The organism is Weizmannia sp. FSL K6-0777, assembly GCF_038593185.1.
Lineage (GTDB): Bacteria > Bacillota > Bacilli > Bacillales > Bacillaceae_C > Weizmannia > Weizmannia faecalis.
Map to the genome: position 1 here is coordinate 2,231,562 of NZ_CP151971.1, position 23,623 is coordinate 2,255,184.

22 protein-coding genes are annotated in these 23,623 nt (G+C 49.2%); 5 read left to right on the forward strand and 17 right to left on the reverse strand.

The annotated features are described in order from the left end of the window. Window positions 1-16 precede the first annotated feature (16 nt). The 6 genes from pyk to dnaE all read right to left on the reverse strand — a co-directional run bounded on the left by pyk (window position 17) and on the right by dnaE (window position 9,916). Window positions 17-1,777, reverse strand: coding sequence for a pyruvate kinase (gene pyk, locus NST70_RS10690; protein WP_014097748.1), 1,761 nt, complete (start codon window positions 1,775-1,777; stop codon window positions 17-19). Between the two features lie 21 nt (window positions 1,778-1,798). Then, window positions 1,799-2,761, reverse strand: coding sequence for a 6-phosphofructokinase (gene pfkA, locus NST70_RS10695; protein ID WP_035184376.1), 963 nt, complete (start codon window positions 2,759-2,761; stop codon window positions 1,799-1,801). A 515-nt stretch (window positions 2,762-3,276) separates the two neighbouring features. Continuing rightward, on the reverse strand, window positions 3,277-4,251 hold the full coding sequence (gene accA / locus NST70_RS10700) for an acetyl-CoA carboxylase carboxyl transferase subunit alpha (protein ID WP_035188404.1): 975 nt from the start codon (window positions 4,249-4,251) through the stop codon (window positions 3,277-3,279). After that, window positions 4,245-5,120: an acetyl-CoA carboxylase, carboxyltransferase subunit beta gene (gene accD / locus NST70_RS10705; RefSeq protein ID WP_035188406.1), complete on the reverse strand. Its 876-nt coding sequence runs from the start codon at window positions 5,118-5,120 to the stop codon at window positions 4,245-4,247. Before accD ends, accA begins: the two co-directional genes overlap by 7 nt. A gap of 125 nt (window positions 5,121-5,245) precedes the next feature. Continuing rightward, complete coding sequence (locus NST70_RS10710) at window positions 5,246-6,478, reverse strand: malic enzyme-like NAD(P)-binding protein (protein ID WP_035188408.1); 1,233 nt, start codon at window positions 6,476-6,478, stop codon at window positions 5,246-5,248. Window positions 6,479-6,571: 93 nt separating this feature from the next. Further along, window positions 6,572-9,916, reverse strand: a complete 3,345-nt coding sequence (dnaE, locus tag NST70_RS10715) for a DNA polymerase III subunit alpha (RefSeq protein ID WP_014097743.1) — start codon at window positions 9,914-9,916, stop codon at window positions 6,572-6,574. Between the two features lie 146 nt (window positions 9,917-10,062). Between dnaE and NST70_RS10720 the strand changes: the two genes are divergently transcribed. After that, complete coding sequence (locus tag NST70_RS10720) at window positions 10,063-10,395, forward strand: YtrH family sporulation protein (RefSeq protein WP_013859924.1); 333 nt, start codon at window positions 10,063-10,065, stop codon at window positions 10,393-10,395. After that, complete coding sequence (ytrI, locus tag NST70_RS10725) at window positions 10,392-10,898, forward strand: sporulation membrane protein YtrI (protein ID WP_014097742.1); 507 nt, start codon at window positions 10,392-10,394, stop codon at window positions 10,896-10,898. Before NST70_RS10720 ends, ytrI begins: the two co-directional genes overlap by 4 nt. 42 nt (window positions 10,899-10,940) lie before the next feature. Here ytrI and NST70_RS10730 read toward each other — a convergent pair whose 3' ends face one another. Beyond that, the gene (locus NST70_RS10730) at window positions 10,941-11,879 is read right to left on the reverse strand and encodes a bifunctional oligoribonuclease/PAP phosphatase NrnA (protein ID WP_026683646.1); all 939 of its coding nucleotides are present in this window, start codon (window positions 11,877-11,879) and stop codon (window positions 10,941-10,943) included. 83 nt (window positions 11,880-11,962) lie between these two features. Between NST70_RS10730 and NST70_RS10735 the strand changes: the two genes are divergently transcribed. Beyond that, window positions 11,963-12,271, forward strand: coding sequence for a YtpI family protein (locus NST70_RS10735; protein WP_328221366.1), 309 nt, complete (start codon window positions 11,963-11,965; stop codon window positions 12,269-12,271). 19 nt (window positions 12,272-12,290) lie between these two features. Here the strand turns inward: NST70_RS10735 and NST70_RS10740 are convergent, their stop codons facing one another. Beyond that, on the reverse strand, window positions 12,291-13,607 hold the full coding sequence (locus NST70_RS10740; RefSeq protein ID WP_014097739.1) for a CBS domain-containing protein: 1,317 nt from the start codon (window positions 13,605-13,607) through the stop codon (window positions 12,291-12,293). A 204-nt stretch (window positions 13,608-13,811) separates the two neighbouring features. Beyond that, the gene (locus tag NST70_RS10745; RefSeq protein WP_035188411.1) at window positions 13,812-14,495 is read right to left on the reverse strand and encodes a metal-dependent hydrolase; all 684 of its coding nucleotides are present in this window, start codon (window positions 14,493-14,495) and stop codon (window positions 13,812-13,814) included. A gap of 153 nt (window positions 14,496-14,648) precedes the next feature. On the opposite strand from NST70_RS10745, the gene NST70_RS10750 reads away from it, so the two are divergent. Further along, window positions 14,649-15,743 carry a Xaa-Pro peptidase family protein gene (locus tag NST70_RS10750; protein WP_035188412.1) on the forward strand — a complete coding sequence of 365 codons (1,095 nt, stop codon included), beginning with the start codon at window positions 14,649-14,651 and terminating at the stop codon, window positions 15,741-15,743. A gap of 79 nt (window positions 15,744-15,822) precedes the next feature. Here the strand turns inward: NST70_RS10750 and ald are convergent, their stop codons facing one another. Continuing rightward, window positions 15,823-16,938: an alanine dehydrogenase gene (ald, locus tag NST70_RS10755; RefSeq protein ID WP_035188414.1), complete on the reverse strand. Its 1,116-nt coding sequence runs from the start codon at window positions 16,936-16,938 to the stop codon at window positions 15,823-15,825. A 306-nt stretch (window positions 16,939-17,244) separates the two neighbouring features. Between ald and NST70_RS10760 the strand changes: the two genes are divergently transcribed. Next, entirely contained in the window at window positions 17,245-17,709 is a 465-nt protein-coding gene (locus NST70_RS10760) for a universal stress protein (RefSeq protein WP_013859933.1), read from the forward strand. Window positions 17,710-17,739: 30 nt separating this feature from the next. Here NST70_RS10760 and NST70_RS10765 read toward each other — a convergent pair whose 3' ends face one another. From NST70_RS10765 to NST70_RS10795, 7 genes are all read right to left on the reverse strand, one after another. Continuing rightward, window positions 17,740-18,570, reverse strand: a complete 831-nt coding sequence (locus NST70_RS10765) for an EcsC family protein (protein WP_014097735.1) — start codon at window positions 18,568-18,570, stop codon at window positions 17,740-17,742. 157 nt (window positions 18,571-18,727) lie between these two features. Further along, the gene (locus NST70_RS10770; protein ID WP_035188416.1) at window positions 18,728-19,918 is read right to left on the reverse strand and encodes an acetate kinase; all 1,191 of its coding nucleotides are present in this window, start codon (window positions 19,916-19,918) and stop codon (window positions 18,728-18,730) included. 209 nt (window positions 19,919-20,127) lie between these two features. Further along, window positions 20,128-21,129, reverse strand: a complete 1,002-nt coding sequence (locus NST70_RS10775) for a class I SAM-dependent methyltransferase (RefSeq protein WP_035188418.1) — start codon at window positions 21,127-21,129, stop codon at window positions 20,128-20,130. A 113-nt stretch (window positions 21,130-21,242) separates the two neighbouring features. After that, window positions 21,243-21,746 carry a thiol peroxidase gene (tpx, locus tag NST70_RS10780; RefSeq protein WP_017551279.1) on the reverse strand — a complete coding sequence of 168 codons (504 nt, stop codon included), beginning with the start codon at window positions 21,744-21,746 and terminating at the stop codon, window positions 21,243-21,245. Window positions 21,747-21,867: 121 nt separating this feature from the next. Continuing rightward, on the reverse strand, window positions 21,868-22,332 hold the full coding sequence (gene ytfJ / locus NST70_RS10785; protein ID WP_013859939.1) for a GerW family sporulation protein: 465 nt from the start codon (window positions 22,330-22,332) through the stop codon (window positions 21,868-21,870). Window positions 22,333-22,367: 35 nt separating this feature from the next. Next, window positions 22,368-23,039 carry a DUF2953 domain-containing protein gene (locus NST70_RS10790; RefSeq protein ID WP_035188420.1) on the reverse strand — a complete coding sequence of 224 codons (672 nt, stop codon included), beginning with the start codon at window positions 23,037-23,039 and terminating at the stop codon, window positions 22,368-22,370. Window positions 23,040-23,094: 55 nt separating this feature from the next. Then, complete coding sequence (locus NST70_RS10795; protein ID WP_017551281.1) at window positions 23,095-23,619, reverse strand: RDD family protein; 525 nt, start codon at window positions 23,617-23,619, stop codon at window positions 23,095-23,097. Window positions 23,620-23,623 lie beyond the last annotated feature (4 nt).

Consider the following 23,623-nt stretch of genomic DNA (forward strand, 5'->3'; position numbering starts at 1 on the left):
GTTTTTTTTTGCTTATTTACAATACAGTCGCATGGCCGTTGTAAACCGAGCCGGTTGCTGCATCTACCGTAACTTCCTGCCCGTCTTTAAAAATGGAAACGGCTTTTTCAACGCCGACAATGACCGGAATGCCGACATTGATGCCAACAACTGCAGCATGGCTTGTCAAGCCGCCTTCTTCCGTAATCAGCGCGGCACATTTTTCAATGGCCGGCATGATTTCTTTGTCGGTCGTTCTCGTGATGAGCACACAGCCTTCTGTTGCTTTTGCGTTTGCTTCTTCTGGGCTTTCAGCAACAACGACCGGACCAAATGCCGATTTTCTGCCGATTCCCTGGCCTTTTGCCAATATATCGCCGATCAGGTGCACTTTCATCAGGTTGGTTGTGCCTTTCCCACCAACAGGGACGCCGGCTGTGATAATCACAAGGTCGCCGTGATGGACGATATCGGATTTCAATGCTTCATCCACTGCGATTTCAAGCATTTCATCCGTATTGTTTGCCTTTGTGCCCAATTGCGGGTATACGCCGGACACAACGGTTAAGCCGCGCTGCACTTTCGGATCGCTCGTGACAGCAATAATCGGGGCTGCCGGGCGGTATTTGGAGATCATGCGCGCCGTATAGCCGCTTTCGGTTGGCGCAATAATGGCATTCACATCAAGATTTAAAGCCGTATGGGCAACGGACTGGCAAATGGCGTCTGTCATATTATGGTCCGTGCTCTTGCTGCGTTTGTTCAGAATATCGCGGTGGTTAATCGCTTTTTCCACATGGACCGCGATATTGTACATCGTCTTAACCGCTTCAGCAGGATATTTTCCGGCTGCTGTTTCGCCGGAAAGCATGATTGCATCCGTGCCGTCGAAAATGGCGTTGGCCACGTCGCTTGCTTCTGCGCGGGTCGGGCGCGGGTTGCGCTGCATCGAATCCAGCATTTGCGTTGCGGTAATGACCGGTTTGCCGAGCGTATTGCATTTTCTGATCAGCTCTTTTTGCACGAGCGGTACCGCTTCGGTCGGAATTTCAACGCCGAGGTCACCGCGGGCAACCATTAAGCCGTCCGATACAGCTAGGATTTCATCGATGTTGTCGACGCCTTCCTGGTTTTCAATTTTAGGGAAAATTTTCACATGTAAAGCATCGTGTTCTTCAAGGAGCTGGCGAATTTCCAAAACGTCAGACGGCCGGCGTACAAATGAAGCCGCAATGAAGTCAATGCCTTGTTCAAGCCCGAACAGGATATCGCTCACGTCTTTTTCGGTAATGCCCGGAAGGTTCACGGAGACACCCGGGACGTTGACACCCTTTTTGTTTTTCAAAACGCCGCGGTTCAGCACTTTTGTATGGATTTCACCGGCGTTTTTATCGATGGCCGTCACTTCCAGTTCAATCAAACCATCATCAAGCAGAATTTTAGAGCCAACGTGCACATCATCAATCAGCCCTTCATACGTGACCGAAAATTTTTCCGTTGTCCCGAGCACTTCTGTCATTGAAATGACCGGCGTCATGCCTTCAACGAGCTCAAATCCGCCGTCTTTCATATCGTGGGTGCGGATTTCCGGTCCCTTTGTATCAAGCAAAAGCCCGATCGTTTTGTTTTGGTTTTTTGCAGCTTCGCGGATATTTTTAATCCGGGCAAGATGTTCCTCGTGGCTGCCGTGCGAGAAGTTCAGGCGGCAAACATCCATCCCGTTTGCCATTAATCTTTCAAGCATTTCCACACTTTCACTGGCAGGCCCGATAGTACATACAATTTTGGTTTTTTTCATTCTATTTCCTCCTAAACAACGTTAGATCGACAATTCTTTCGACAGCTTATACATGTTTTGATTAATGGCGTGCGGTTTCCCGAGAATCTCAAGGATGTCATGGTCAACCAGCTGGTTATTTTGAATACCGACAGCGCGGCCCCCTTTTCCTTCGAGCAGCAGTTCAACAGCCCTTGCGCCGAGGCGGCTTGCAAGCACGCGGTCAAATGCAGTCGGAGAACCGCCACGCTGGATATGGCCGAGAACGGAAACGCGGGTATCACCGATCGCACCAGTTTTTTTCAATTTTTCCGCAAACTCGTTACCACTCATCACGCCTTCCGCGACGATGATAATGCTGTGGCGTTTGCCACGTTTTTTCCCTTGTTCAAGGCGATCCACGACATCTTTCAAATCAAACTTTTCTTCCGGCACAATAATTGATTCAGCCCCGCCGGCAAGACCGGACCAAAGCGCGATATCCCCCGCATTTCTGCCCATGACTTCAATAATAAAGGTACGTTCGTGGGAAGAAGCGGTGTCGCGAATTTTGTCAATCGCATCCAGAACAGTGTTCAGCGCTGTATCAAAACCAATTGTAAAATCCGTACCTGGGATGTCGTTGTCGATTGTCCCCGGCACACCGATGCAGTTGAAACCTTGTTCTGTCAGTTTTTTCGCTCCCTGATAGGAACCGTCCCCGCCGATCACAACGAGGGCTTCAATGCCATGGTCTTTCAGCTGCCGGATCGCTTTTTGCTGCCCTTCCGGCGTTTTGAATTCTTCGCTTCTTGCCGACTGCAAAACCGTGCCGCCGCGTTGGAGAATATCACCGACAGATCCTGCTTCAAGCTTTTGGACGTTACCATGAATCAACCCGTTATAGCCCTGGTGAATACCGTAAACTTCCAGGCCGTGATAAATCCCTTTACGGGTAATCGCGCGGACTGCGGCATTCATCCCTGGTGCATCGCCGCCGCTTGTTAATACTCCAATTCGCTTCATATTATTCACCTCTGTATATGTAATTCTCTTGGCAGGCCGGTATTTCAATCAAGCAAAGTAATTATAGTATCTCCAAGTCTGCCTTCGAATATATCTAAAATACCACTTTAAAAGCATGTTCACAATCGATCATGAAAAAGTAAAAATTTTAAAAATGTGCGTTTATGAACAAACTGTGTCGGAATAGTATGAATACGTTACCAATTCTCCTGTCTTCCCTGCCTGCCATGCAAACGGCGTTCTTTTTTCTTTTCCCGGTTTCCATGCCGGTAAACCAGGATCTGAATTTTCTTTTCAACCACTTAGAAGAAAGGGGATCCTATATAACTTGAACTAAACATTACTACTTGTTTATGTGCTGCCATCCTGATCGTCATTGATTTTGGTACGAAAAACTTAAGTTCATTTTATATAGTTAGAAAGCAGAACGCCAAAATTTTGGCCTGCATCCGTTACACCATGTAAAAAGCGAGGCAACCGGTGATGGGTGCCGGTTGCCTGGGTGCTTTTTTCGGCTATTGGCGGGCAAACTGTTCGAGCGTTGAAAACACGCCAATTTTACGGTATTTTTCGTACCTTTTTTCCACCAGTTCTTTAGGGGCATATGCCCGCAGCTCCTTTAATGATGCGGCAAGCACAGGGCGCATCAGCTCTGCCTGCGCTCTCGGATCTTTATGTGCGCCGCCTTTTACTTCCGGAATCAGTTCATCGATAATGCCCAGTTCTTTCAGCTCGGGCGCGGTCATCTTCATAGTGGCGACGGCTCGTTTTGCCTGCGACGCATCTTTCCATAAAAGCGCCGCGGCGGATTCCGGTGAAATGACCGAGAACCATGAATTTTCGAGGACATGGATATGGTCGCCGACGCCAATGCCGAGCGCCCCGCCACTGGCCCCTTCACCGATAATCAGGCAGATGATCGGAACGCTCAACCCGGACATTTCAAACAGATTGCGCGCGATCGATTCAGCGATGCCCCTTTCTTCCGCTGCTTTTCCCGGATACGCGCCTTTTGTGTCGATGAAGCTGATAATCGGGCGTTTAAATTTTTCCGCCTGCTTCATCAGCCGCATTGCTTTCCGGTAGCCTTCCGGGTGTGGCATGCCGAAATTGCGGCGGATGTTTTCTTTTGTGTCTTTCCCCCGCTGCTGGCCGATCACGGTGACAGGAAGACCCTCAAATTTTGCGATCCCGCCGACAACCGCCCCGTCGTCGCCGTATACACGGTCGCCGTGGAGCTCAAGAAAATCGGTAAAAAGATATTGAATATAGTCCAATGATGTCGGCCGTTCGGGAAAACGCGCAATCTGGATTCTGTCCCACGGATCCATATTTTCGTAAATTTCCTCTTCCAGCCGGGAAAGCCTTGCTTCCAGTTTTTCAATCTCGCTTGACAAATCGACATCCGACTGTTTTGTAAAATCCTTTAGCTCGGCAATTTTGCGTTTCAGCTCAATGACCGGTTTTTCAAATTCAAGTTCATTCACCATTGTAGTTCACCTGCGTTTGTTGGTTGATGGATGTCCAGAATGCCTGCCAATGTTTTTTTCAGGTCATGGCGTTTCACAACCGCATCGAGCTGGCCGTGTTCAAGAAGAAATTCTGCAGTCTGGAAATCTTCAGGAAGTTCTTCGCGGATCGTCTGTTCAATGATGCGGCGGCCGGCAAAACCGATCAATGCGCCAGGCTCCGCAAGATTGATATCCCCGAGCGATGCAAAGCTTGCGGTCACGCCGCCTGTTGTCGGATGGGTCATCACGGTTACCGTTAACCCGCCGTGACGGCTGAACCTTTCGAGCGCTGCGCTCGTCTTCGCCATCTGCATTAAAGAATAGATCCCTTCCTGCATGCGGGCGCCCCCTGAGGCCGTGAAAATGATAAACGGCACATGGAGCCTGTCTGCTTCCTCGATGGCGCGCGTAATTTTTTCACCGACAACCGAGCCCATGCTGCCCATCCGGAATTGTGCATCCATGACACTAAGCACGACCGGCCTTTCCTGAATGTTGCCCTTACCTGTCAGTACCGCTTCATTCAAGTTTGTTTTTTTGCGGTCTTTTTCCAGTTTTTCAAGGTAACCCGGAAACGCAAGCGGGTTTTTGGAAACAAGCCCGCGGTCGAACTCTTCAAACGTTCCTTCATCCAGCAGGCTTTCCACCCTTTCATAAGCGGTCATTTGATAATGGTAGCCGCAATGGAGGCAGACTTTTAAATTCTTCTGCAGTTCTTTTGTATACATAATTTTGCCGCACTTCGGGCATTTTGACATGATCCCTTCAGGAACTTCCTGCTTTGTATGGTCTGAAGGGATAGTCGCATATTTTCGCTTTTTCGGTTTAGGAAAAAAATCTTTCAGCAAATCTTACCCCTCCTGTATCTGGCACCGGAACCACCGGGCAAGCCGGCGGTTTTTCTGCCGAAGTACCGGCAAATGGCGTTTTCCCGTACCGGCAAAAAGGCGGCTTTTTTTCCGGCATCTGATGCTTATTTGCCAATTTCGGAAAGCTGTTTCGTTTTTTCGCGGATTTCTTCCGGGCTCACCTGGATGCGGGCGACACCGGTTTCCATCGCCGCTTTTGCAACAGCTGCCGCAACCGCCGGCGCAACACGCGGATCAAACGGGCGCGGAATGACATAATCCGCATTCAGTTCATGTTCATCAATTAAACCGGCGATCGCGTGGACAGCGGCTTGTTTCATCTTTTCATTAATATGCGTGGCGCGCACATCCAATGCCCCCCTGAAAATACCCGGGAAGGCGAGGACATTGTTGACCTGGTTTGGAAAATCAGAGCGGCCTGTGCCGATGACTTTCGCGCCGGAAGCTTTGGCATCTTGCGGCATGATTTCCGGATTCGGATTGGCCATCGCAAAAATAATCGGGTCTTTTTTCATCGACTGCACCATTTCTTTTGTCAGTGCCCCCTCTACAGAAACGCCGATAAAAACATCCGCATCTTTGATTACATCCGCCAGGCTGCCTGCTGCTTTATCACGGTTTGTATATTTGGCCACTTCGGATTTCACCTTGTTCATTCCGAACGGGCGCCCTTCATAGATCGCCCCTTTAGAGTCGCACATAATAATATCGCGGACGCCAAAGTTGTAAAGCAGTTTGATAATCGCGATGCCGGCAGCGCCCGCGCCGCTTGCTACCACTTTAATTTCAGACATTTCTTTGCCAACGAGTTTTAAAGCGTTCACGAGCCCGGCAGCCGTTACAATCGCCGTCCCGTGCTGGTCATCGTGAAAAACAGGAATATTCATTTCCTTCTTCAATTTTTCTTCAATGACAAAGCAGTTCGGCGCGGCGATGTCCTCCAGATTCACGCCGCCGAAAACCGGTTCCAGCCGTTTCACCGTCTCCACGATTTCATCAATATCTGTCGTATCGAGGCAAATGGGAAAGGCATCGACGCCGGCAAAGCTTTTGAACAAAATCGCCTTGCCTTCCATGACCGGGAGTGCGGCTTCAGGGCCGATATTTCCAAGCCCGAGAACGGCGGTGCCGTCCGTTACGACCGCGACCATATTGCCTTTCATCGTATATTCATAGACCGTTTCCGGTTTGTCGTAGATCATTTTGCAAGGCTCAGCCACACCGGGCGAATAGGCCAGGCTCAGATCCTTTGCATTTTTGACGGTGACTTTTGACTTGGATTCCAATTTCCCTTTGTGTTCGCGGTGCATATGTAACGCTTCTTCCCGCAATGACATGAACCTCACTCCCCCGTTTTCACTGCACGATATGCGGTTTCTTACTCACAAGCCTATTAAACAATATAACATATTTAATCTAGAGAGAAAAACTTATTTCAATATGACATTTCCTTCACCAAGCAGTTCCGTAAGCTTTCCGAGGCATGCTTCCTCCGCCCGGACCCGGTTTTTTTCCGGAAGCCGGATCGTTTTCCGTTCCGCTTCATAATGAAGAATGACCGGCGAGTCCCCCGGAAAAGCGTCAAGCACCTGCTTCACTTGAACAAGCAGCATGCGGTCCTTTCCAGCCGGAATCTTTAAATATAACGTGGCACCGGTCGGCATGCTGCGGAACGGGCTGGCATCTTCGAGCGCCCGGGCAATCACCTGCTTTTTGCCGTTCCTGTTTTCAACATTTCCTTCCACGACCACAATCAACCCTTTTTGGCATAACGGGCTGTATTTTTTAAAGACATCCGGAAAAACAACACATTCTATCTCATCCGTTTCGTCACTCATGCGCAAAAATGCCATCAGGCTGCCTTGTTTTGTGCGGATCGTTCTTGTGTCCGTAATGCAGGCGCCAAACCGGATTTTTCTCATGCCGGGTTGAAGCTTGCTTACTGCAAGCACGCCGGCTTCGTCCCAACCCGGGCGGTACTGCCCGGCCGGATGCCCGGATAGATAGAGCCCCAAATATTGCTTTTCAAAGGCAAGCTTATCCATCAGTGAAATCGGCTCGGTTTCCACATAATTTGGTTCAATGCTGAACGCTTCATCCTCAAAGAACAGATCCGCCTGCCCGTCATCCGGCTTCATAATCTCCGCGTGCTCAAGGGCGACATCAATGCTGGCAAGCAAAACTGCTCTGTCTTTTCCAAACTCATCCATCGCGCCTGAGAATGCAAACGCCTCTAAAATTTTCCGGTTCAGCCCTTTCACCCGCAGGACAAGATCAAACAGGCTTTTAAACGGGCGCCGTTTTCTTTCTTTAAGCAGCTCTTTGATGGAGGCGTATCCGATCCCTTTTATCGCAGCAAGGCTATAACGGATGGCGCCGTTTTCCACGGTAAACGGATAATGGCTGTGCTGCACGGAAGGCGGCAAAACCCGGATCCCCATCTGCTGCGCTTCGCGAATATACTGGGCAATTTTATCCTCGTTGCCGATCACGCTCGTCAAAAGGCTTGCCATAAAATAGAGCGGGTAATGGGCTTTTAAATAGGCGAGCCGGCAAGCGAGCATGCTGTAAGCGACGGCATGGCTGCGGTTAAAACCATAATTGGCGAAGCGGACGATAAAATCATAAATAGTATTCGCCGTTTTTCTCTCATATCCTTTTTTTTGCGCGCCATTTATAAAATGCAGCCGCTGTTCGTCCAGGATTTCCCTTTTCTTTTTGCTGACGGCACGGCGGAGCAAATCCGCCTCCCCGAGTGAAAAGCCCGCCATCTTTGAAGCGATCTGCATAATTTGTTCCTGGTAGACAATCACACCGTATGTTTTTTCCAAAATCGGCTGGAGGTCGGGATGCGGATATTCGACCGGTTTCAACCCGTGTTTCCGCTCAATATAGGCCGGGATGTTTTCCATCGGCCCGGGCCGGTACAGCGCATTGACCGCGACAATGTCTTCAAATTCAGTCGGTTTAAGCCGCTCGAGCACTTTCCGCATGCCGTCCGACTCGAACTGGAAGATCCCGGTCGTATTGCCCGAACTAAAAAGGCGGAATGTCTGTGGATCATCGAGCGGTACATCCTGGAGGCGGATTTTTCTCCCCGTCCCCTTTTCAATCCCCGTGAGGATATGCTCAAGGATGGTTAAATTCCGCAAGCCGAGAAAATCCATTTTCAAAAGCCCGATTTCTTCGAGATGGTTCATCGGATACTGGGTTAAAAAGATGCCGTCATGCCCTTCCTGCACCGGGATGATTCCCGTAAGCGGTTCCCCACTGATAATGACGCCGGCTGCATGGGTCGAAACATGGCGCGGCAATCCTTCCAAAAGCAGGGCCGTTTCAAAAAGCTTGCGGTGCTGATCCGATTGGCCGATCCATTCCCGAAAGGCGCTTGATGCTTCATACGCTTTTTTAAGCGTCATGCCAGGCTGTGACGGGATGAAGCGCGACAACTGTTCAAGTTCTTTTGCGCTGAGACCGAATATCCGGGCTACATCCCGGGCTGCGGCTTTCGCAGCAAATGTGCCGAATGTAATGATCTGCGCGACATGCTGTCTGCCGTATTTTTCCGCAACGTAGCGAATCATCTCGTCCCGCTTGTGATCCGGAAAATCGCTGTCAATATCCGGCATGGAAATGCGCTCCGGATTTAAAAACCGTTCAAACAAAAGCCCGTATTGCACCGGATCGACGTCGGTAATATAAAGCGCGTATGCGACAAGGGAGCCGGCAGCGGAACCGCGCCCCGGCCCGGTAAGAATCCCGTGCTCCCTCGCATATTTCATAAAATCCCAGACAATAAGGAAATAGTCGCTGAACTGCATTTCCTGAATGATTTTTAATTCATACTCCAGCCGGTCTGTATACCGTTCTTCCAGATTCGGAACGCGTGCTGCAAGGCCTTTTCGGCATACTTCTTCTAAGAAGGCATCCGCCGTCTGCCCGCCCGGAACCGGAAATGCCGGCAGCAGCCGCTGTCCCGTTTTGATTTCCACAGAGCAGGCATCTGCAATTTTTTCCGTATTGGCCAAAGCTTCCGGGAAATCGGCAAAAAGCTGTTCCATTTCCTCTTGCGGCTTAAAGTCGTGCGTGCCGCTTTCCGGGCGCGGCCGGTTTTCATCCGTCAGTTTCACCCCGGCTTTGATCGCGCGCAACACTTCATGAGCAAAAGCATCTTCCTTTTTTAAGTATTTCACATTTGCGGCCGCCACTTCTGGGATACCCAGTTTTTCCGAGAGCGCGTGCATATCGGGAAGCACTTTCTTAGCTTGCACTGTCCCGTTGTTTTCAAGTGCAAGATAAAAGCTCGGCCCGAAAATGTCCCGGTATAAAACTGCAACCTCTTCTGCGCGCGCTTCATCTCCCCTAAGTAGCGCCTGTTCGATTTCCCCTTCAAGCCCCGGCGTAAAGGCGATCAGGCCGTCGCTGTAGGCGCGCAGCCATTTGATAAAAATGCCGGGTTCGGGCCTCGTCTGGATGGCACTTGAGATTTTCATCAAATGCCGGTAGCCGGTTTCGTTTTTGGCAAGCAACACAACCGGATAGGCTGTGTCAGGTTCAAACGAACTCATGATATCCGCTGTCATGCCGATAATGGGTTTAATGCCATTTTCGCGGCAAGCCTTGTAAAAAGGAAAGGCCCCGTACATCACATTGCGGTCCGTGATCGCAAGGGTGTCGTAATGAAGCGCTTTTGCGTACGCCGCCCATTCAGGGATGGAGATCGTACTTTCCAGCAGGCTGTAGGCCGTTTGGACCTGTAAATGGACAAAACGCATGGTAAACTGCCTCCTATTCGTACCTGTACATGATTCTTATTATACATGTTTTCCAGCGGACAAAAAAGAAGATACGTTCGATTTCATACAGGCATACATTGTCCCATATATTGTTTAGTAATGAAGAAAAGATGGGGATGGTTCGGTTGAGCGAAGGATTTTTTCCCGCATTTTTCAACAGCTATTTTATCGCATTCGGCGTAATGTTCGGCGGCGCCTTGATCGGGGGACTCGCTTCGTTCATTACCGGCGAGCCGCTTTTGACGGAAATTTCGAAGATTGCGCGTGACCTCCGCATCTGGGCGATCATTGCCGCCATCGGGGGGACGTTCGATACCGTTTACAGCTTTGAAAAAGGATTTTTGGAAAGCGAGACGATGGTATTGTTCAAGCAGCTGCTTTTAATTCTGTCGGCCATGGGCGGTGCCAAAACGGCCGCGCTCATTATTTCATGGATAACCCAGGAGAATGTGCTATGAGAATCCCGCCGCTTTACCGGAAACCGGGCTGGCAGCGGTTCATGGCCGGATTTATCGTGGGCGGGTGCATCTGCTGGCTGATTTTTCTGTACATGTTCGGTGTCATGCAGGAAAGGCAGGCGCAAATGATTGAACGACAGGAAAAAACGATCCAGGATTTGCAACAGGAAAAGGCGATCTGGCAGGAAGACTATAAAAAGCTCAATCAAAAAAATGAAAAGCTCCTGACCATCCAGCGTATTGACGTGAAAATCAGCAACTACGAAAAATATGACATTCACGATTCACAAAGCATTTTTGAAGCAGAAGAGGATATTAAACATGACTTAAGCCCGCTGATTGCAAAAAATTTAAAAACCGCTTATTTGAACAAAGACTTGATCACCCGCATGCTTGAAAACAAAGTCATTAAAATCAACCACCGCCGCTATACTTTCGAAGTGCGGGACATTTTGTTTTACTCCGTTGTCCGCGTCCACCTGAATTTAAAGCTGGCAGACTAAAAGAAGGCAAATCCGCTTTTCCGGCGGTTCTGCCTTCTTTTTTTACCCTTCCTTGCAGAGCGCGATTAATTCCTTTTTTACCGCCTCTGCCGTTTCCCACGAATACGCGGTGGCCCCGGCCGCAAGCGGATGCCCGCCACCGCCGTATTTGCGGGCCAGCTCATTGATGGCAGGGCCTTTGGAGCGGAAACGGAGGCGGATTTGGCCTTCTTCTTCGATAAAGAAGCACCAGGCTTTAAGCCCTTTAATATCGCCGAGCGTGGTGACAAGCTGGGAGGCTTCGCGCACCGTTACGCCGAATTTTTCAATCAGTTCTTTTTTCAGCACGACGATGGCCGCCCCGTGCTCAAGAATGTCCAGGTTCTGGTAGATATACCCTTGCAGCCTGGCCACACTTGGTTCAATCTCGTACATCTTGTTAAAGAGCGCTGTCCGGTCAAAATGGTAATGGATCAGTTCTCCGGCATAGTCAAATGTTTTTTCCGTCGCACTCGGATACAAAAACCGGCCCGTATCCCCGACAATGCCGGCAAACAGCAGCCTTGCCGCGGCATCTGTCATCCTGAGCCCTTCTTCTTTCCCCGATAAGTAAAACTCATAAATCATTTCGCTGACAGAGGACGCATCTTCATCGACCCACTGCAAATCCCCGTAAGCATCATGATTCGGGTGATGGTCGATTTTGATCAGCCTTTCCCCCAGATGGAAACGCTGGTCGCTGATCCGCTCGCGGTTCGCGGTATCACAAACAATGACAAGCGCCCCGCGATACGTTTCATCGGAAATCCTGTCCATCCTATTCAAGTAGGCGAGGTCCGGTTCATCATCGCCCACGATATAAATGTTTTTATCCGGAAAAGACGCCTTCAATATTTCCGCAAGTCCCCCCTGCGATCCATATGCATCCGGATCAGGCCGGACATGGCGGTGGATGATGATCGTGTCAAAAAGCTTGATCGTCTGTAAAATTTTTGTTTTCATCTTACTCCCCGTTTCTCTGGCAAGTTCTTTTTTCATTTTGTAAAATAGAAGAAAATACGGACAACCCGATTTGGAGGTGCACGATGCCGATCCTTGCCGTTTTGATTCTCGCATCCCTTTGCGCGTATGTATATTTTAAACTAAAATACATCCGCAGCCTGTTGGAGATGGAAAAAAAGGTGTTCTCTGCCAAAGCCAATATGGCGCTCGGTTCGTTTATTTTTTTGTTCGGCGTGAATGAATTGTTTCTGTTTCACACTGCCATCACCTTTGTGATTGCAGCCGTTTTTATCGCGCTCGGGCTTTTCAATATCGCAGGCGGTTTCAAAAGGCTGCGGTTTTACCGGCCCGAAATGCAAAAAGAAAGGAACGAATTGCGGCGTACACCGTAAAAAGGGGTGGCACATTCCCTTATCTTTCAATCAGCTGGCACATCAGCAGGGCTTTACCGACAAGGCTGCCCTGGTTGAAGACTTCGACATCAATTTTGGCAAACTTCCGGCCGGAATCGAGAATTTTCGGTACAATCCGGATCATGCTTTCGAGCTGGACCGGTTTGATAAAATAGACCGTTAAGCTTTCGATGATCATTTCGCCTTTTTTTCTGGAGCGCAAAAAGCGGTTGGTCGTTTCGTGTACGAGTGTCGTGAATACACCATATGAAATCGTCCCTAAAGGGTTGGTCATTTGCGGCGTCACTTCAAACTGGTAATCATCCGGGTCTTCCGTTTTGGCCGATGATGCATCAAGCTGGGTCGTGACGATATTGTCGATCGTTTCCCCGACTTGCGGCTGGCGCTGTGTCATTTGCAGCTCCTTTAAGACGTCCTGGCGGCTGACAATCCCCCTCAGCCGGTTAAAATCGTCGGTCACCGGCAAGATTTCGATCCCTTCCCAGACCATCATATGGGCAACAGATGTAACGCTTGTTTTTTCGCTGACCGTAATCGGATTTTTCGTCATCACTTTCTCGATGCTTAAGTGCGTGTCGGTTTCCATCACGTCTTTTGAGGTAATAATACCCGCCACCTTTAAATTGCGGTCGACAACAGGAAAGCGCGAGTGGCCTGTTTCCCGTTTTTTGCGGTACCAGTCCTGAACCGTGTCCGTTGTATTCAAATAAGCCGTTTTTTCAATCGGTGTTAAAATATCTTCAACGAGAATAATTTCTTTTTTGATCAGCTGGTCATAGACAGCACGATTAATCATCGTCGCAACGGTAAACGTGTCGTAGCTCGTCGAGATGATCGGCAGCGATTTTTCATCCGCAATTTTTTTTACATAATCTTTCGTATCAAATCCGCCGGTGATCAAAACGGCAGCTCCTGACCTTAACGCCAGTTCATGCGCGTCCGTGCGGTTTCCGACAATGAGCAGGCTCCCCGGATCCGTATACTTCGACATCGCCTCAAGCTCCATGGCGCCGATTACGAATTTTGTAAGCGTTTTATGCAAGCCGGATTTTCCGCCCAGCACCTGGCCGTCGATAATATTGACGACTTCCGAAAAGGTCAGCTTTTCAATGTTCTCTTTTTTCTTCTGCTCAATCCGGATAGTGCCGACCCGTTCAATCGTGCTGACATACCCTTTTATTTCAGCATCTTTAATGGCGCGGTAGGCGGTCCCTTCACTGACATTCAGCGCTTTTGCAATCTGGCGGACGGATATTTTTTCCCCGACCGGCAGCTCATTGATATATTGTAAAATCTGTTCGTGCTTTGTCGCCATTTTTTCACCTTCTTTCCGTTTTTGTCCGCTTTCAAGGAATATGTATGGAGCAATCTGTATATTTCTATTATAGATGGAAAAAGGGGGAAAGGGCAATCAGGCACCTTTATCTTTCCATAATGGAAAAGGGGGAGTGCGGCCGGCATATTTTCAGTACATGCCGGCTGCAAGCGAACCCCTGTATTTTCCAATCTTGGGCCTCTGTTACAATTCGATCGCATCTCCGGCTTTCATCACTTTGCCGTTTACGCCGTCGAGCAAATCGATAAATTTCTGCGGATCCTGCTGAATGAGCGGGAACGTGTTGTAATGGATCGGCACGACCGTTTTCGCCTGCAAAAATGTTGCCGCCACTGCTGCGTCTTCCGGTCCCATCGTGAAGTTGTCGCCGATCGGAAGAAATGCAAGATCAATCGGATGGCGTTCGCCGATTAATTTCATATCCGAGAACAGCCCGGTATCACCGGCGTGGTAGATCGTTTTCCCTTCCGCCATCAGCAAAACGCCCGTCGGCATCCCGAGGTAAACGATTTCTTTCTTTTCGTCATCCACAACCGCCGAGCCGTGGAACGCCTGGGTAAGCTTCACTTTCCCGAAATCAAACTGGTACGAGCCACCGATATGGAGCGGATGCGTATTCAACCCTTTCCAGGCAAAGTAATTTGCGATTTCATTATTGGCAATAATAAGCGCATTCTTTTTGCGGGCAAGCGTTTCTGTATCCCCGATATGATCGCCGTGCCCATGTGTGAGAATAATCACATCCGGGCTTTCTTCCTCCACTTTCAGGTCTGTCTGGCTGTTGCCGGTAATAAATGGATCAAAGAGTATCGTTTTGCCCTCCGTTTCCACTTTTACAATCGAATGGCCGTGAAAAGAAACTTTCATCAACATATCACTCCTTTTAAAAATTTGTACGGCTTTTAGGGGCCACTTTCATTATATTATTTCTTTGCCCCGTAATCCTGCCTCGCGCTTCACCTGTAGCATCTTAACTTGTTTTTTGCTATGCTAGTAACGTCTGATAAGGAGATGAATGGAATGAATAAGCGTTTAGCAAGTGTGGCGGCGTGGCTGAAAGCGGAAAAGACCGATGCCGCTTTTATTACATCGCCCGACAATGTCTTTTATTTGAGCGGTTACCGCAGCGACCCACACGAAAGGCTGCTCGGCATTTGCGTATTCCAGGAAAAAGAGCCGTTTCTCGTCTGCCCGGCAATGGAGGCATATGACGCGAAAAAAGCTGGCTGGGAATATGACATTCTCGGCGTCCAGGATACGGATAACCCGTGGGATTTGGTTGCGGAAGAAATACGCGGGCGAATCGGGGATGTCCATACGTTAGCGATTGAAAAAGAGCATTTGAACGTGGAACGGTTCGAAGCGCTGAAAGAACGGTTTGGCGGCGCCCGCTTTACCGCTGCTGAAGAAAAACTGCGCATGATGCGCCTTATTAAAGATGAGCATGAACGGAAGATTTTAAGGGAAGCGGCTGCTTTTGCCGACCTGGCCGTTGAAACGGGCATCCGCGAAATTAAAGAAGGGAAAACCGAACTTGAAATCGTGGCAGCCATTGAATTTGCAATGAAAGAAAAAGGGATTTCAGAAATGAGCTTCGCCACCACCGTCCTCTCAGGTGCGAAGGCGGCTTCCCCGCACGGCGTCCCCGGCCTTGACAAGATCGAAAAAGGGAATTTTGTCCTGTTTGACCTTGGCGTTGTGCATCAAGGCTACTGTTCCGATATTACAAGGACGGTTGCATTCGGGGGACTCAACGAAGAACAAACCCGGATTTACGAAACGGTATTAAAAGCGGAAGAAGCGGCCGTTGCGGCAGCAAAACCGGGGGTAAAGGCAAAAGAGCTCGACTTGATTGCACGCCGCATCATTGAAGACGCGGGATACGGCGAATATTTTACACACCGGCTCGGCCACGGGCTCGGCATCAGCATCCATGAATATCCTTCTGTGACCCATACAAATGAGATGGTGCTTGAAGAAGGGATGGTCTTCACGATCGAACCGGGGATATACGTGCCAGGGGTTGCCGGCGTCCGGATTGAAGATGACGTCTGCATTACCAAAACGGGTGCCGAAGTACTGACAAAGTACCCGAAAGCCTTGCAGTATGTTTAAAAAAGAAGCACAAGCGGCTTTCATGCTGCTTGTGCTTCTTTTTTTGTTCCGGCAATTCTTGCAGCCGGCTTTTGAAAGCTTATTTTAAAAGCGTTTTCACATCTGTATAGGAGAGCCCGATCGAATCGGCCACCGCTTTATACGTCACATGACCGTTCAGCGTATTGACCCCTTTTAACAGCGCTCCATTTTCCAAAACCGCTTTCTCATACCCCTTATTGGCAATTTGCACCGCGTACGGCACCGTCACATTGGTAAGGGCAATCGTCGATGTGCGGGCAACCGCGCCCGGAATATTTGCGACTGCATAATGGACGACATCATGCTTGATATAAACCGGATCATCATGTGTCGTGGCACGGTCTGTCGTTTCAAAACTGCCACCCTGGTCAATCGCAATATCCACGACAACAGAGCCCGGCTGCATCGCTTTGATCATCTCTTCCGTTACCAGTTTTGGCGCTTTTGCACCCGGGATCAGAACGGATCCGATGACAAGGTCCGCATCACGCACTGCTTCCGCAATATTGTATGGATTCGACATCAAGGTTGTAATTTTGCTGCCGAAAATGTCATCAAGCTGGCGCAAGCGATCCGGATTCAATTCGACAACGGTCACATCCGCCCCAAGGCCGATCGCGACTTTTGCCGCATTCGTTCCGGCAACCCCGCCGCCGATAATCGTAATCTTGCCTCTTTTGACGCCCGGTACGCCGGAAAGCAGGATCCCTTTTCCACCGTTATTTTTTTCAAGAAACTGTGCGCCAATCTGCGGCGCCATTCTGCCCGCCACCTCGCTCATCGGCGTCAGAAGCGGCAGCGAACGGTTGGCAAGCTGCACGGTTTCATAAGCAATGCCGGTCACTTTCTTTTTCAGCAGTTCTTCCGTAAGCTTTGGTGCTGCAGCAAGATGCAAATATGTAAATAAAATCATGCCTTCACGGAAATAGCGGTACTCGCTTTCGATCGGCTCCTTCACTTTCATAACCATTTCAAAAGACCACGCCTCACGAGCGGTCTCAACGATCCGGGCACCGGCTTTTACATATTCTTCATCACTAAACCCCGATGCAAGGCCCGCATTCTTTTCAATAAAAACTTCATGCCCCGCTTTGGTCAGGGTCACAACGCCGGCCGGGGTCATGGCCACACGGCTTTCATTGTTTTTAATTTCTTTTGGTACGCCAATTCGCATAGAAAGTTCCTCCTCTTGTTCGTGTTTTGCAATCCGTTTTCTTATTATTGTAAGAAAACATATCAAACGGTTGAAAACTTTCTTAAACATCTTTAGTGTAGCAAAAATTCCCTCTTTTTCCTATGCTTTTTTTGCAAATTTCTTATTCGCGCCCGGGAACGGGATAGCGTTTTTATTTTTCCTGGCTTCCGCCCTTTTTGATTAAAAAATAGATCGCCAGGTTTTTTCATTTTTCGCACACAAACCCGGAAAATTCTAGTAAAATAGACATGAAAGGCAGGCAGTTTATAAAGGAGATGAAAGAAGATGGGCACACAATACCGGAATATTTTAGTAGCGGTAGATGGCTCCAAAGAAGCCGACTGGGCTTTTACGAAAGCGGTTGAAATCGCCAAACGGAATGGGGCCGAATTATCGGTTGTCCATGTGGTCGATAACCGAGCACTCGCCACTTTGACCCCGATTGATTCAACGCTCTATGAGCAAAACGAAAAATTTGGGGATGAACTGTTAAGCAATTATAAAGACCGCGCCGCAGAAAAAGGGATCAAAGTCCAGACGATCATCCAGCTCGGCTCTCCAAAACTTCAAATCACAAAAAATGTCGCGCCGAAAGTGCATGCGGATTTAATTGTGTGCGGCGCAACCGGTTTAAACGCGGTGGAAAGGCTCCTGATCGGAAGCGTTTCCGAACATATTGTCCGCACTTCCCCCTGCGATGTGCTTGTCGTGAGAACGCCTAAGGAAGAAGAAGGCAAAGGGGAAAATTAAGCAAAAACCAGCCTTTTACGGGCTGGTTTTTTAACGGCCGCTTTTTTCTGTTAAAAACCGGTATTGATAATATTTCTCCGCAATTTCACAAACCCTTTTAGAAAAATAGTAGTTTGTAAGAGCCCCGATGGCCATCCCGGCCCAGCTGTTTTCTCCCCGCTTTTTCGGCCGGAGCAGCGCCAGAAAAGCGAGTTTGCCGGCATGCCCGATTGCCCCCGGCCACAAATACCGGTGGAATAACTTATCGTTTCCCACATAGAAGCCGGTCTCGCGCGCTTCCAGTTCATCCATCAATTCTTCCCAGAGCGCATATTTCACCATGTCCGGGGCAGCGGCCATCAGCACCATTTTCAGCGCCGCCACGAGTTCGCCGGGCGTTTTTGTTTCAAATCCGTAAGCTGCACCGGTGAGCTGGACCGCCCGGAGATTCACAGCCAGCAGGAAAAACGGATCCGCCGCGGCAAAAACAGCTTTCCCCGTCCCGCTCAATGCTCCTTCGAAGAGTGAGAAACGGCGGTATTTTGCCTGCTGCCGCGCCGCAATAAACCCTGCCTGGTCGATGGTAAGCTTCCTCATATCGGGAATCGTTGCAACAGAACTGTCAAAAAGCCGCCCCGCAGCAAGTATTTTTTCGATTTCATGCCCATAAGGCAGATTTTCATCGGCAAATGAACAGATTTGAAACAAAACAGCATCTATTTTTTCATGAATATTTTCGAGCGCCTCATCCGGAAAATGGGCAAAGAGCGCATCCAGTTTTTGCTTGCGCCCGTCCCCTTCTTTTCCGGCCGTTTTTAGCTTCTCCGCCCAGTCGTTGATTTCATCCAGTACAATTTTTTCCCTGCCTGTCCATTCCGCCATTTTCAATCCGCTCCCTAACGCTGTTTTACAGCCATTATATCATAAAGTTCATGGACGGCTGTTCGTTTATGCCATGCCAAAGTGACCCTGAAACAATTTATTCGGGCACGGGCAGCAGGAAAGCAAACTGTCGGCGCCAGCCGTTAAGATTCCGCGGTCATGAAGAGAGCCGGACAACATCGCGTGCGATCATCAGCTCTTCGTTTGTCGGGATAACGAGTACTTTTACAGGGGAATGCGGATAATTGATAAACGCTTCCGTCCCGCGGATCTGGTTCAAAGTCGGGTCCCAGTAAATGCCCATAAATTCCAGTCCCGTTAAAATTCTTGCGCGGATGGCATCGCTGTTTTCCCCGATGCCAGCCGTGAAAATAATCGCATCGACGCCGGCCATTTTCGCCGCATACGACCCGATGTATTTATGGATGCGGCTTGCAAAAATGTCAAGCGCCAGTTCAGCCCGCTTGTTCCGCTCGAGTTCCGCCGCCACCTGGATATCGCGCAAATCGCTGGAAATGCCCGAAATGCCGAGAAGCCCGGATTCTTTGTTTAACACTTCGAGCACTTCTTCTGCCGTTTTGCCTGTCTTCTCCATAATAAACGGGATCAGTGCGGGGTCGATATTGCCGGAGCGCGTGCCCATCGTCACGCCGGCCAATGGCGTAAAGCCCATGGACGTATCGATTGACCGGCCGCCCTGGATCGCCGCAATGCTTGCCCCGTTGCCCAAATGGCATGAAATCAGGCGCAGCTGTTCAATTGGCCTGCCGAGCAGCTCAGCGGCACGCATCGCCACATATTTATGGGAAGTGCCATGAAACCCGTATTTGCGGATCCGGTATTTTTCGTAGTATGCATAGGGGAGGCTGTATAAGAAAGCACTTTCCGGCATCGTTTGGTGGAAAGCGGTATCAAACACGGCCACTTGAACCACATCCGGCAGCACGGCACGGAACGCCCGGATCCCCGTTGCGTTCGCCCGGTTATGAAGCGGCGCGAGTTCCGCCAAATCTTCAATTTGCGCGAGCACCTGGTCATTGACGACAGCAGAATCATTGAAAATTTCGCCGCCGTGCACAACCCGGTGGCCCACGCCTTCTATTTCATCCAAAGACCGGATAATGCCGGTTTCCGTTAATTTTTTTAATAAAAACTGTACAGCAATTTCATGGTTCGGAATATCGGTAATTTCCTTCACCCTGTCCCCGTTTACCGTAATGGAAAACAAGGCATCGTTTAACCCGATCCGTTCAATCAGGCCTTTCGTTATAACGCTTTCATTCGGCATCTCAAATAATTGAAATTTTAAGGAGGAGCTCCCCGCATTAATTGCCATAATTTTTGCCATTGCTCGTCTTCCCTTCGCAAAATCAAATGAACCCTTTTATTTTTTTAAAATAGTGATCTCATTTTCTCATTTTGCCATTCTATCCGGTTTTTTTCAACTGGTTTTTGGTTTCGTCTCCCGGGAACATATAAAATGATACCATAAAAACACAAACAAATGGGGGCCGGAACGCAATTTCCTGCTTTCCGGCCCTCATTTTTCCCAATTCGTCAAATTTTGCCGCTTTGGATATTTTCTTTGCACCAGGCGTCCATTTTTGCCATCAGCTGCCTGAGCGACCTTTCGTTAGACAGGGACGGGAGCGACGCCAGCAGCACTTGTTTCGGCGCCTTCACGCCTTCCGCTTTCTTGCGGATGACAAAAATGCTTTTGGCAGCCTGTTCGTTTTTGAAGATGGTCATCGGCAATTGCAAAATCGCCTGGATATCCGCCTCTTCTTTTAAAAACCGGCGAAGTTTCGGGGCTTCTTTTGTTTCAAATAATCCGTTTGGGATGAGAAAAAATAAAAATCCGCCCGGGCGCGCCGCTCTCAGGCTCTGCTCGATAAACAAATGATGGGCGTACGAATGCCCTTCATCTGCCTTCAGCTTGTAATCTGCGGCGCCCGCATCATTCGGGTAGTATCCGACCGGCAAATCGCAAACAACGATATCGACAGGGTCAATGAACAATTGGGACAGGGCATCCTGCGTAAACAGTTCGATTTCATGGTGCAGAAGGTTCGCCCCCGTGTATGCGAGCCGGATCAAAACATCATCGATATCCACACCGTAAGCAGTGATGTTTTTCCCGCTGAGCTGGTTCAAAATGGTCGCAAGCAAATTGCCGGTGCCCACCGCAGGGTCCAAAATCGAAAACGAACTGGTATCTTCTGCAAACTTGCCGATAAAATAGCTCATCAGCAGTCCGATCGAATCCGGCGTCATTTGGTGGTTTGCCTGGACGTTTGCTTTCATCCCCTTCAGGATGGCGAGCTGGTAGGCTTTCCGGATTTGCTCGCGGGTAAAGTCCCCGAGGCGGACCGTTCCGTATATGTTTTCAAGGCGTTTTTCATCGCGCGCATCAATCCCATTTTGGCGGATGCTTCCGGTGAATAAATTTTCCCCGGTCATCGCCACGGCTTCCAAATACGGGACAGAGAGGCGATTTTCCAAGATTTGCGCGGATTCGTTAAAAACGGTAAAAAGGGTTTCAACAGGAGAGGCCGACATTCATTCTCCTCCTTCATATTCTTCTTCCATATAAAATCCCCGATGGAGATCGGGGATTTTATCGCAGTATAGCAAGCGCTCTTCGCGTTTCCCGGCGCTATTCAATGCCTGTTTTACTCTGCATCTTTTGCGGCTTGCAATGCTATTTCGTAGTCAGGATGGTTGGTGCCTTCGCTTACATATTCCACATATGTAACCGTATCATTGGAATCTACGACAAATACGGCGCGGGCAAGCAGGCGAAGTTCTTTCATCACAACCCCGTAAGCTTTGCCGAATGACAGGTCGCGGTGGTCGGACAACACTTTTACATGGTCAAGCCCGGATGCCGCACACCATCTTTTTTGCGCAAAAGGCAGGTCACAGGAAAAAGTATAAACGTTGACTTCTTTCCCGAGTTTTGCCGCTTCTTCGTTAAAACGGCGCGTCTGTGCATCACAAACACCGGTATCAATCGACGGGACAACGCTGAAGATGCGGACGCCGCCTTTTGTATCCGAAAATGTCACCTCATTCAAATCATTATCCAGAACCGTAAAGTCCGGTGCCTTATCGCCGACTTTCACTTCTGTCCCTTCCAATGTGACTGGATTTCCTTTAAATGTAACCGAAGCCATGAGATACCCTCCTTATTTTTACCGGGGCTTTCAATCCCCCGTTTTTCAACTGTGCTCATACCCTATCATAATGGACAACGAAAAAAATTTCCAATTTAAAACCCGCGAATCATGCGGGTTGTTAAAAATCAAGATCCTGTTTTTGCTGGTTGGCCGGCTGTTGCCCGCCATTTTGGCCACCTGCATTTTGGCCGTTTTGTTTCAGCATGCTCTGGATTTTTTCGACAACGCCCGGTGCGACATCCATAATTTTTTCAATCAGATGTGTGTTTTGGTCCAGATGCAGCATTTTCACGCCTTGTGCGCCAACAACCAAAAAGGCAATCGGCATAATCGAGACGCCGCCGCCGCTGCCGCCCCCGAAAGGCAGCTCTGCCGGGCGGGATTCGCCGCTGCCGCCGGATCCGGATGGCCCGTTAAATTGGCTGCCGCCTGCCGCAAACCCGAAACCGACTTTGGATACGGTTAAAATGACGCTTCCATCTGGCGTTTCCACCGGATCCCCGATAATCGTATTTACATCAATCATTTCTTTTAAATTTTCCATTGCGGCCGTCATCAGGCCTTCAATCGGATGTGAACCCATTGTTGTTTCCTCCTGTCATTCGTTTCTGCCGGGATTTAAGCATGCCGGCCGTTTTCTGATTCGGAAATCGGTTTAAGCGCGATTTCCGCTTTTCCTCCCCGCCAGTATTTCAACACTTTAAATGCGGCCAGTATAGCTTTCCCAATCTGGATTTTCACCATACATTTTAACTGCGTTTCAGAAACCGGATTTTGGAAAAAGGGTGTAACAGAGAGGACAGGATCCGTTTTTACCCGCAGATTTGTGGTTATGAGGCTTAGTATTCCCCCTTTTACCGCCCAAATACTTCCGGCGGCAATTCCCGTCCACGCGGCGTCATGCAGCCCGATTGCTGTATGCCATTCGAATTTTCTCAACTGGACACTGCGGATGAACTTGCCTACAATCGCCTTTAAACCGATGACGCGCTCCGCAATTTGTTTCACATCTTCAATCCGCTGTTCGAGCACATCCGGCGTAATGCTCCTTTCATACTCTGCATGTTTTGTCTCTTTTTCATATACGACGCCGGGTTTTTTCCTGTCCACTTTCACTGCCGGGATTTTCACGGTATAGCGGATGATGCCCCAAACCCTGATTTGAATAAAAATTTTATCATCATCCCGGCGGTGCCCGTATTCAATGAGGACGGACAGGGAAGAGAACCAAAGAACCGCAACGATTGCGGCAATGCCGAGAACCGCGGACAGCCACCATATCATTTCCATCATCAGCCTTTTTTGCCATCATTATCGCCAACAGGGCAAAAAAATAAACCTGCCTTTAAGCAGGTTCATAATAAGGATAGACCGGTTCCTGGGAACGTTCATGAATGACGACCGTATCGGCAAACAAATCGTGCACCCCTTGTTTTTTCGGCGTAAATGCAACGATAATATAGATGACCGAAATGGTGACACAAACATAACGGACGATCCATTCCCGGAATAAAACGGTGCTCCATTTCAGCGGCCCGGGATGGTTCACCGGCACAACCCTGAGGCCAAATACCATTTTTCCAAGCGTCTGGCCGAAAAATTTCGTCATCAGGACAAAGTACCCGTAAAATACAACGGCCGATGCCACCGTAATCGGTGCATAAATTTTATCTTCTGTGAGAGACAAGCCGGAAAACCGGAAAATGGGATGGATAACCAGCCACTTCACACTTACCACAACAAGCAGATCAAGCAAATAGGCCCAAAACCGCATCCAGAACCCGGCATAACGGGCCCCGAATAACTCCTCCCGTTTTTGTTCCTTCCCGGGGTTCACCGTTTCAGGCATTTGGTTTTCGTTTGAATTCATTCAA